Raw genomic sequence first — 10,007 nt, forward strand, 5'->3', positions numbered from 1 at the left:
CGGCAGCCGTCAACGAACTGGTGGCCAAGAAGCTGGGGCTTTGAGGCTGACGCAAGGCCTGCGTCAGCCCGCCTATCCTACCGCGACTTGAACAGCGATCCGAGGATGCCGCGCACCAGCGCCTGACCGGACTTGGTGCCAAGCTGTCGCACAAGACTTTTGCCGAAGGCGGTGGCAAGGCTGTCGGATCGCGACGAGCGACGACGCGAGGATGAGCGCCCGGAGCTGCGGTCGTCATAGCGCCGCGCCTCACGGGTGCGGCGTTCCTCTTCCTTCAGCCGTTCTTCCTCTTCCTCGGCGCGGGCTGCGGCCTTGGCGGCCTCTTCCGCACGGGACTGAAGCCGTTCGAAGGCAGAATCGCGGTCCACAGCCTTGTCGTATTTGATCCCGAGATTTGAGGCCGCAATGACAGCCCGGCGCTCCTCGGTCGTGATCGGACCAAGCTGGCTTGACGGCGGGCGGACCAGCGTACGTTCGACCACGCCCGGAATACCCTTGGCCTCAAGGAATGAGGTCACCGCCTCGCCCGTCCCCACTTCCTTGATCGCCGTCTCGGTCTCGAATCTCGGGTTCGGGCGATAGTTCTGCGCTGCCCGCGCCAGCGCCTTCTGGTCTTTGGCGGTGAAGACGCGAAGCGCGTGCTGAATACGATTGCCAAGCTGGCCCAGAATGTCTTCGGGCACGTCATCGGGGTTCTGGGTGATGAAATAGATGCCGACCCCCTTGGACCGGATCAGGCGGGCGACCTGCTCGACCTTGTCCACCAGCGCCTTCGGCGCATCGTCGAACAACAGATGCGCCTCATCGAAGAAGAAGACGAATTTCGGTTTGTCGGGGTCGCCCACTTCGGGCAGTTCCTCGAAAAGCTCCGACAGAAGCCACAGCAGGAACGTGGCATAAAGCCGGGGCGAGGCCATCAGCTTGTCAGCGGCAAGGATATTGATCTGACCGCGACCATCCGCAGTCGTGCGCATCATATCGGCCAGCTCCAGCGCAGGTTCACCAAAGAGCCGCGTACCGCCCTGATTTTCCAGAACCAGCAATTGCCGCTGGATCGCCCCGACGCTCGCCGGAGAGATATTGCCGTAGCGCAGCCCGATCTCGGCGGCGTTTTCGCCGATCCAGACCAGCATCGCCTGAAGGTCCTTCAGATCGAGAAGCGGCAGGCCTTCTTCATCGGCCAGCCGGAAAGCGATGTTCAGAACGCCCTCCTGCGCATCCGAAAGATCCATGAGCCGCGAGAGCAGAAGCGGCCCCATCTCGGTCACGGTGGCGCGAATCGGATGGCCGGATTCGCCGAAAAGATCCCAGAACGTGACCGGAAATGCCTGATATTGCAGATCATAACCGATGGTCGCGCAGCGCTTCATGAAGGCGTCATGCAGCTTGGCCTTGTCCGATCCCGCCACCGCGAGCCCGGCCAGATCGCTTTTCACGTCCGAAAGGAAGACAGGCACCCCGGCGGCGGAAAGGTTTTCCGCCAGGATCTGCAATGTCACGGTCTTGCCCGTGCCGGTGGCCCCGGCAATCAGGCCGTGACGGTTTCCATATTTCAACAAAAGTTCCTGCGGCGTGCCATAGGCTTCGCCGCCGCCACCAACAAAAATTCCACCCTCGGTCAGCACGATATCCCCCGTCCAGCTTTGTTCGCCGCTGCCACCATACAATCTTAACCCATCCATGCCAGAGTTGAATATGTCCGGGCGCGCAGCTGTGCCGTTCGGGCGTTACTTCCTCCCTGTCAGACTGGCCGCGCCCGCTTCGGCGCGGTCTTTTTTTGAGGAAAATCAATTTTTTGGAGCACGTAATTTTTCCGGTTGACGCATGGGGGCGAACTGAATAGCGTTCGCGTCAATGACTAAGTCGGCCTGTCCGACAGGGAGCGAAAGATATGAAAAGGGCCCCGGCTGGGGCCCTTTTTGTTTAAGACGATATCCGTGCGGGAAGGTGCCGTTGCGTCACCCCGGAGATTCTGAGCGGAATGTCGCCTCGTCACTTTTGTCCGCTGACACTGTTGCAGACGCGTGATAAGTCCACCCCGAACTTCTCCGAGGAAAACGGAACCAAATATGCCTGCATTCTCAAAAACCCTGACGCTCCTTCTGGCCCTCGGTCTGGCTGCGCCGCTGGCGGCGCAGGAAGCGACGGATGCGACCGGCACCGAACCGGCAGCCGAAACCACCGAAGCCGCGCCCGAGCAGCCGGTCTCCCCCGCTGTGGCCAAGGAACCGGCGGCGGATGAGCCTTATGTGAAAGAAAGCTTCGGCGACTGGCAGCTTCGCTGCGTGAAGGTTGCCGAAGGGCCCGAGCCCTGCCAGCTTTACCAATTGCTGGACGACAAGGCGACCGGTAACCCGATTATGGAAATGACACTTCTCGCCCTGCCGAAGAACACCGACACAGCGGATAAGAATGTTGCGGTCGCCGGCGCCACGGTGATCGTTCCGCTTGAAACGCTGCTGACCCAGAAACTGAACCTCACGATCGACAGCGGCAAGACCAAACGTTTCGATTTCACCTTCTGCGCCGAGGTCGGCTGCGTCGCCCGCCTGGGCCTGACCGAGGACGACCTCAATGCTTTCCGCAAGGGGAACATCGCAACGCTCACTGTTGTTCCGGTTGCGGATCCTTCGCGCACGGTTGATGTCGAACTGTCGCTGAGCGGTTTCACTGCGGGCTTTGAAGCCGTCAGCAAGGAAAACAAACCGGCGGAATGATCCGCCAGTCGTTTCATGAAACGCTTTAGATCAGACGCCGTCCGTTTTCGGGCGGCGTTTTTGGTTTGTCAGGCCCGTTTCAGCGCAATGACGGCATTGAAACCCCCGAAGGCAAAGGCATTCGACAGAACAGCCCTGACCTTCGCCTCGCGCGCGACATTCGGCACGACATCCAGCGCGCATTCCGGGTCAGGCTCTTCATAACCGATCGTCGGGGCGATCACCCCGTCCCTGAGCGCCATGATGCAGGCCAGCAGCTCCACCGCGCCCGTCCCGCCGATCACGTGGCCATGCATGGATTTGGTGGATGAGATCATCAGCCGGTCGGCGGCGGAACCGAAGGCATGCGCCACGGCAGCGCATTCGGTTTTATCATTCGCGGTGGTGCCGGTGCCATGGGCATTGACATACCCGACCTCGTCAGGTGACAGCCCCGCATCGCGCAGGGCACCCGTGATCGCCCGTTCCGCCCCTGCCTGGTTCGGCATGACGATATCTGCGGCATCGGAACTCATCGCAAAGCCCGCGACTTCGGCCAGAATATCGGCGCCACGCGCCACGGCATGGTGCCAGTCCTCAAAGACGAAGACCCCCGCGCCTTCCCCCTGCACCATGCCGTTTCGATTGGCGCTGAAGGGGCGGCAGGCCTCTTTGGACATGACGCGCAGTCCTTCCCAGGCCTTGATCCCGCCGAAACACAGCATCGCCTCGGACCCGCCCGTGACCATCACCCGCGCCATGCCAGACCGCACCATCTGATAGGCAAGCCCCATCGCATGGTTGGACGAGGCGCAGGCGGTGGCAACGGTAAAGCCGGGGCCGCGCAGGTTCCATTCCATGCTGACATGGCTGGCGGCGGCATTGTTCATCAGCTTCGGCACGACAAAGGGATGAACACGGTTCTTGCCCTCCTCATAGACGGCCCGGTAATTGTCGTCCCATGTGTTCACCCCGCCCCCGGCAGTGCCAAAGACGACACCGGTTTCGGCCGAAAGCTGATCCCCGAAGACCAGGCCGGATTGGGCAATCGCCTGTCGCGCCGCGATCATCGTGAACTGGGTAAAGCGGTCGAAAAGCGCGATGTCCTGCCGGTTGAAATGCGCCTCGGGCTCAAACCCCCGCACCTGTGCGCCAATCCCGATCTGAAGCCGGTCGACATCGCGAATGTCCAGCGGCCCGATGCCACAGCGCCCCTCGCGCATCGCCTCGCAGGTTGAGCCAACATCATGGCCCAGCGCGTTGATCGCGCCCGCGCCGGTGATCGCGACCCGTCTCATGTCTGCGCTGCGATCAGCTCTTCCACCGCGGCAATGACCGATCCGACTGAGGTCATATCGAACCCGCTTTTTCCGGGCTCGTTCGCGTTGAAGGGAACGGTGATGTCAAAGCTTTCCTCGATGGCAAAGATCGACTCGACCAGACCAAGGCTGTCGACCCCCAGCTCGTCCAGCCGCATCTCGGGCCCGACCTGATCCACATCCAGAACCGCCTGTTCAGCGATGATCGCAATCACGCGATCCCTGACATCAGTCGTCATCGCCTGCACCTTTCTTACCCTTCTGAACCGTGCCTGCGACAGCCGCGCGAAGCTCGGCCACCTGCGCAAAAAGCCGGTCAAGGCGGCGTATATTTTTCCACGCCTGGATATGGGTTTCCATCTTGATGGCGGGATAGCCAAGCAGAACCCGCCCCGCCGGGGCATTCGACATGATCTTGGTCCCGCCGCCCGCGATCACGTCGTCGCCGACGAAGATGTTGTCGGCAACCCCTGCCTGACCGCCAAGGATCACCCGGTCGCCAATCCTGGCGGATCCCGCGATACCGGTCTGACCACAAAGCAGGCAATCCTCGCCGACGGTCACGTTGTGGCCAAGATGGACGAGGTTATCGAGCTTGGTTCCGTTGCCGATCACCGTCGCGCGGATCGTGCCTGCGTCGATCGTGGCGTTCGAGCCGATTTCCACATCGTCGCCGATCACGACCCCGCCCAGCGTATGGATGCGCAGCCATTTCTGCTTGCTGATCTCGGCCTGCTGGCCAAGTGTTTCGCGCACGGTCTCGGCACCGGATTTTTCGGGCGTGACATAGGAAAAGCCGTCGCTGCCGATCACCGCGCCGGGCTGGCAGATGAAGCGGTCACCGATATGAACATTGCGACCGATGCGAACGCCGGGATGGATCAGCGCATGGTTGCCGATCCGGCTGCCTGCGCCGATTGTGACCTGTCCCGCGACCCGTGCGCCTGCACCGATCTCGACCGCTTCGCCGATCACCGTATAGGGGCCAATCGCGGCGTCATCCGCAATTCTGGCACCTTCGCCGATGATCACGGTCGGATGGATACCGGGTGCAATTGCGGGCCCCGGATCAAGCCGCCGGGTTATGGCCGACATCGCAACACGCGGGCGGCCAACGAAGATCGCGGCCTTCAGCCCCAATGCCCGCCAATCAGCGCCCTGCCAAAGCACGGCCGCCCGCGCCTGCCCTGCGGCAAGACCGCCTGCATATTTCTGGTCCATTGCCAGTGCGAGGTGATCCGGTCCCGCCGTTGCCGGTTCCGCCGCGCCGGAAATGCGCAGGTCAAGATCGCCCTCGGCCGGGGCGCCCAACGCCTCGGCGATCTCTGCAACCGAATAGGATTGATGCATCGGGACCTCCTGACTGACGGGGGCCTGCGTCCCCGGCGACAGGATTAGCCCTGAAGTTCGGGCATTGCCACCCCGGCCGCTACCAGCGCATCGAAAACCCGCGCATCGCGACCATAGACATCACGGCGATACTCAACCTCACCCCGCGCCGACGGCCAGGCCGTATAATAAACCAGATGCACCGGAACCTGCTGCTTCAACGGCACGGTGGTTTCGCGCCCTGAATTCAGGTAACGCCGAAACTCGGCCTGTGGGTCGTCACTCTGCCGGGCAAGAAGCGCATAAGCCAGATCGAAAGGTTGTCCGAGCCGGATGCAGCCATGGCTGAATGCGCGGACTTCCTTTTTGAACAGCGATTTAGACGGCGTGTCGTGCAGATAGATGTTCCACTTGTTCGGGAACATGAACTTCACAAGTCCAAGTGCATTGGAATTGGACGGCGCCTGCGACATGGCGAAGGGGAAATTTCGCGCGGTGAATTGCGTGAAATCAACCTGACTGCGATCCACGACCCGGCCCCGGCGGTCGGTGATCTTCAGATGACCAACCGAGTTCGGGTTCTTCTGCAGCATCGGCAGGTATTCCTTGACCGTGATGGATCGCGGCACATTCCAGGTCGGGTTGACGACCAGATGTTCCATCACATCGGAAAATTCCGGGCTGCGGCGATCATGCTGGTTCTGGCCGACAACCGTCACGGTTTCAAAGGTGACTTTGCCATCGTCGACGACCTTGGCGGTGAAATCCGGAAGATTTACCCAGATATGCCGCTTGCCGAGCGAAATGCCGTTCATCCAGCGCATCCGTTCCAGCGCCACAAGAACCGAGCGCAGACGCGCCTCTGGCCCGACATTGATCTCTGACAGGGTACCAGCCCCCGCGACGCCATCAGGCGACAGCCCGTGCTCTATCTGGAAGCGCTGCACCGCCTTCTGGATGGCGCCGTCGTAGTCCTGCGCCGCAGTCCGATGCAGATAACCCATGCGGATAAGCCGGTCGCGCAGCGCGACCACGCGCTGCCCGCTGTCACCGGGTTCCAGCTTTTCTTCGGCGACCGTCTGCCCCCAGCCCCCGGATGCGATCACCCCGCGCAGATCGAACATCGCGCGGCGAAGCTGTTCGTATTCACGGCTTTGCGGCGGCAGCGAGCGCATGAAGGTGCGCGGTTCGGTTGCCGCGAAACTGCGCAAGGTTGCAACAGGGTCGCGTTTCGGCACTGCGCGAACGATGCCCGGATCGACGCTGGCCGGTGTGATAGCGCCGGTCTGAATGTCAACTGCATAGTCAAGCAACGCTGCCGTCATCGCGACTTCAAGCTGCCCACGCTGGCGTTCAGAGGTCAGGGCGGCAAACCGGGCGCGCAGGTCATTGGCGCCGTAGTCCCCGACAGGCAGACCGTGATCCCCGGCAGAGCCGAGCGCGCGGAAAAACACCTCGCGCCGGGCGCCATCGGCACCTGTGGTCCACAGCGGCGCATAGTCCCGCTCCCGGTAGAATTCGGCCAGTGCCGGATTGGAGGCTGCCGCCTCGGCGACCGCCTGCCTATACGCCAGATCGCCCGCCTGCAGCGGCGCGACCGTGCCGCACAGGGCAACCGCCCATAGCAGCATATGAACGACACTCAGCATTCCTGTGCGCTGACCAAGATGAATGCGCATGACCCTACAAACCGTTTCCCGTTTTATGACCCCAATGTCCGGAAATTTCGCGATCAAGTCCATTCACGATAGGGAATGACCGTAACGGAAGCCTTTACGAATGTCGCATTTCGGCAACGACCTGGTGTTTTCATTGATAAATTAGCCACTCGAATCGTCTTTCAGCAATTTTTCGCCGATCGCGCTTGAAATTCGATTCCGAGAACAATTGCCCGGTTGGCTGAAGAATCGTCTTGTGTCATAAGATGGCAGCACTTGGGGAATTGCTGCTAAACAAACCGCTGAAAAGGCGGTCAGAGCTACGGGACAGGCTTTACGCCATGACAGATCGTTCACCTTTGGGATTCACCCGTCGGGGACTTATTGCCGCATTCGCGGCAACAGCAGTCACCGCCGCACCGACTTATGCCAACGCTTTTGGCCTGCTGCGCGGGGGCGGCGATATCCGACGTATCCGCATGTATTCCGGTCGCACGGGTGAGAGCATCGACACGATCTATTGGATCGATGGCAAATATGTCCCCGAAGCGCTGAACGAGATCACCTATTTCATGCGCGACTGGCGGTCGGATCAGACCAAGGATGTCGATCCCCGGACAGTGGACATCGCCGCGGCCGCGCATCGTCTGCTGGATGTGAGCGAGCCCTACACGCTGCTGTCGGGCTATCGGACCGCCCATACCAACGCTCTGCTGCGCTCTTCATCGCGCGGGGTTGCGCGCAACTCGCTGCATATGAAGGCGCAAGCTGCTGATCTGCGCCTGCGGTCGCGCTCGGTCGGTCAGATGTACCGCGCGGCGTCCGCCTGCGAGGCCGGAGGCGTCGGCAAATACTCCCGCTCGAACTTCGTTCACATGGATTGCGGTCCGATCCGGACATGGGGCAGCTGAACACAACCTCATCAAAACATCAGGGCGCCGCATTCCGGCGCCTTTTTCTTTGTCTCAAGTATGCGCGCAAGACGACATGATCGGTGTCGTGACCTGCCGAGGGATCGCCTGGTGTCACCCCTCCGCTACCGGGGCGTGGCCTTTCGTCAACGCGTCCCGCAGGGTGTCGTTCCCAAGGGTGATAAGCTTGCCCGTCTCGGCCGAATACTGCTCGAACGCCTTTTGCAGAAAACGCATCTGGATGTGGACAAGGTCAGTAGGGGTTTTGCAGTGCATGATTTCATGTTGTGTGTACACGTCCTCGGCAATACGCGCGGCAACAAACTGGACAACCTCGGCCCCGATATCCACCGCCCCCTCCAGCAGCGCGGAATAGACCGGGCTGAGGTCACCGGGCCGCGGAGCCGCAATCAATTGCTGCACGACATCCGCTGAAGGATCCGTCGCCTCTGCTGCCGGGATGGATTTTGCTCTCGCTCTGGGCATCTTTTGCCTCCCTGCTCCGATCAGTCACCAAAGCATATCCGACCCGGCACCCGGCCACCTTGATCTCGCGCAACACAGACGGCGACAGCAGGATGACACCGATGCCCGACCCCACGCCGGGATCATCCGCAATTCAAGGGAATGGCGCACCCGACAGGATTCGAACCTGTGACCTCTGCCTTCGGAGGGCAGCGCTCTATCCAGCTGAGCTACGGGTGCGTTGGCGGAGCTATAGGATAAAGCCGATCCGCCCGCAATCGCTTTGTGGCACGCATGGACGCCCTGGGGAACTGCGGGTGGGAAGGGCTGGGATGGTGACTTTTACAGCAATATCGACTTCTGGGTCGCCGTGTCGCAGGTTTCCACGATCCGTTCGATCATCCGCGCCATCCACATGGCTGTCTGCGGGTGCAGATTTTGCGTGGGTGCGGGTCTGATCCGTCCCGGTCGGATATCGAGCCCGAACCAGGTGTTCACCGCGTCCAGATCGTCGCGGGACTGCTCAATCACCCTTTCCTGCACCTCGACCGGCAGGACAAAGGGTTGCCCCGGTATCTGCTCGATGAAGCGTTTATAGATCCGGCGGTGTTTTCGCGCGCGCTTCGCACGCGGACGGATCTCTGACAGCGCATCGGCGACCAATGCGCCCTCCATCGACGTCGAGGTGTTCAGGCCGGGCAAGGCTGCGGGCAAGGATACCCCCGCCAATCCGAGCGTGGCGAGAAAGTCGGCGATAATGTCGCCATCGGTCAGGTGATCCGGATGGAAGTGCCGCGCGGTGACATTGCCCTGCCCAAAGACCGCGAAGTGGTTTTCAAAACAGGCGCGGAGGCTGATCGTCCAGGGCTGCCGGTAAATGTCGTGCAGCCTCACATGCCCGGCCTTGAGCAGTTGCTGACCATTGCTGGTCGCAAAGCCGATCGGCTCGCGCAGGTAGCAGATCACACGGATCTCGCTCAGACCCGGAATTGTCCGGTAAAGCACATCACGCAAACGCTCCAGCACCGCCCGATCAGCATCTACGAACGACTCGCTCGACATCAGGATGTGGGGAGCACCGGCGGCGGCCACCTCTGCCGACAGCCTGTCCTGCATCCCTTGCAGTTTTGACTGATACTTTGCCTTGCCCGCCACAATCAGGTCCAGCACATCCCGCCATTCATGATGCGCGGTCAGCGGGCCCGGATAGAAAAGACCATTTTCAAGCAGTACCCCCCGAGAGGCGGCGAACGTATGCTGAAGCGTCGTCGTCGCTGTCTTGGGCGTACCTATATGCAAGGTCAGTTTCACGGGAGAGCTAGGCATCTGCATGATTGGATTGGTTGGGGTCAGGCAAAAAGCTCATGGCAAAGCTCCAATGCCTCGATCAGGGTGTCGACTTCGGCCTTGGTATTGTAGAGTCCGAAGGATGCGCGGCAGGTGGCGGTGACATCGAAGAAATCGAGAAGCGGCATCGCGCAATGGGTGCCTGCGCGGACCGCGACCCCCTTTTTGTCGAGCACGGTCGAGATGTCGTGAGCATGTGCCGCCCCTTCCAGAGTCATCGAGAAAATCGCACCCTTGCCGGGCGCATTGCCTTGAATGTTCAGCCAGTTCAGCCCCTTGAAC

10 protein-coding genes and 1 tRNA gene are annotated in these 10,007 nt (G+C 61.1%); 2 read left to right on the forward strand and 9 right to left on the reverse strand.

Annotated elements, in window-relative coordinates; translation table 11 throughout:
• Positions 1-77: 77 nt before the first annotated feature.
• Positions 78-1,667 carry a helicase HerA-like domain-containing protein gene (locus WBB85_RS19115; RefSeq protein ID WP_432640179.1) on the reverse strand — a complete coding sequence of 530 codons (1,590 nt, stop codon included), beginning with the start codon at positions 1,665-1,667 and terminating at the stop codon, positions 78-80.
• A 402-nt stretch (positions 1,668-2,069) separates the two neighbouring features.
• Between WBB85_RS19115 and WBB85_RS19120 the strand changes: the two genes are divergently transcribed.
• Positions 2,070-2,717 (forward strand): invasion associated locus B family protein, encoded by a 648-nt coding sequence (locus tag WBB85_RS19120; RefSeq protein ID WP_432640180.1) that lies wholly within the window; start codon positions 2,070-2,072, stop codon positions 2,715-2,717.
• Between the two features lie 68 nt (positions 2,718-2,785).
• Here WBB85_RS19120 and WBB85_RS19125 read toward each other — a convergent pair whose 3' ends face one another.
• From WBB85_RS19125 to WBB85_RS19140, 4 genes are read right to left on the reverse strand one after another with little or no spacing between them, the layout of a single operon-like run.
• Positions 2,786-3,994: a beta-ketoacyl-[acyl-carrier-protein] synthase family protein gene (locus WBB85_RS19125; RefSeq protein WP_432640181.1), complete on the reverse strand. Its 1,209-nt coding sequence runs from the start codon at positions 3,992-3,994 to the stop codon at positions 2,786-2,788.
• A complete protein-coding gene (locus WBB85_RS19130; protein WP_432640182.1) occupies positions 3,991-4,254 on the reverse strand; it encodes an acyl carrier protein in 264 nt (87 codons plus the stop codon). The genes WBB85_RS19125 and WBB85_RS19130 overlap by 4 nt, the downstream gene beginning before the upstream one ends.
• On the reverse strand, positions 4,244-5,365 hold the full coding sequence (lpxD, locus tag WBB85_RS19135; protein WP_432640183.1) for a UDP-3-O-(3-hydroxymyristoyl)glucosamine N-acyltransferase: 1,122 nt from the start codon (positions 5,363-5,365) through the stop codon (positions 4,244-4,246). Before lpxD ends, WBB85_RS19130 begins: the two co-directional genes overlap by 11 nt.
• 44 nt (positions 5,366-5,409) lie before the next feature.
• Complete coding sequence (locus tag WBB85_RS19140) at positions 5,410-7,023, reverse strand: L,D-transpeptidase family protein (protein ID WP_432640184.1); 1,614 nt, start codon at positions 7,021-7,023, stop codon at positions 5,410-5,412.
• Between the two features lie 320 nt (positions 7,024-7,343).
• Here WBB85_RS19140 and WBB85_RS19145 point away from each other — a divergent pair, with 320 nt between their 5' ends.
• The gene (locus WBB85_RS19145; RefSeq protein ID WP_432640185.1) at positions 7,344-7,913 is read left to right on the forward strand and encodes a YcbK family protein; all 570 of its coding nucleotides are present in this window, start codon (positions 7,344-7,346) and stop codon (positions 7,911-7,913) included.
• Between the two features lie 114 nt (positions 7,914-8,027).
• Here the strand turns inward: WBB85_RS19145 and WBB85_RS19150 are convergent, their stop codons facing one another.
• From WBB85_RS19150 to WBB85_RS19165, 4 genes are all read right to left on the reverse strand, one after another.
• The gene (locus WBB85_RS19150) at positions 8,028-8,336 is read right to left on the reverse strand and encodes a phasin family protein (protein WP_432640186.1); all 309 of its coding nucleotides are present in this window, start codon (positions 8,334-8,336) and stop codon (positions 8,028-8,030) included.
• 205 nt (positions 8,337-8,541) lie between these two features.
• A tRNA-Arg gene (locus tag WBB85_RS19155) sits at positions 8,542-8,618 on the reverse strand.
• A 102-nt stretch (positions 8,619-8,720) separates the two neighbouring features.
• Positions 8,721-9,689, reverse strand: coding sequence for a hypothetical protein (locus tag WBB85_RS19160; protein WP_432640187.1), 969 nt, complete (start codon positions 9,687-9,689; stop codon positions 8,721-8,723).
• A gap of 38 nt (positions 9,690-9,727) precedes the next feature.
• On the reverse strand, positions 9,728-10,007 hold a 280-nt coding region (locus tag WBB85_RS19165; RefSeq protein WP_432640188.1), incomplete at its 5' end, for an aminotransferase class V-fold PLP-dependent enzyme.

The sequence above is a fragment of the Albidovulum sp. genome (assembly GCF_049646345.1).
GTDB lineage: Bacteria > Pseudomonadota > Alphaproteobacteria > Rhodobacterales > Rhodobacteraceae > Albidovulum.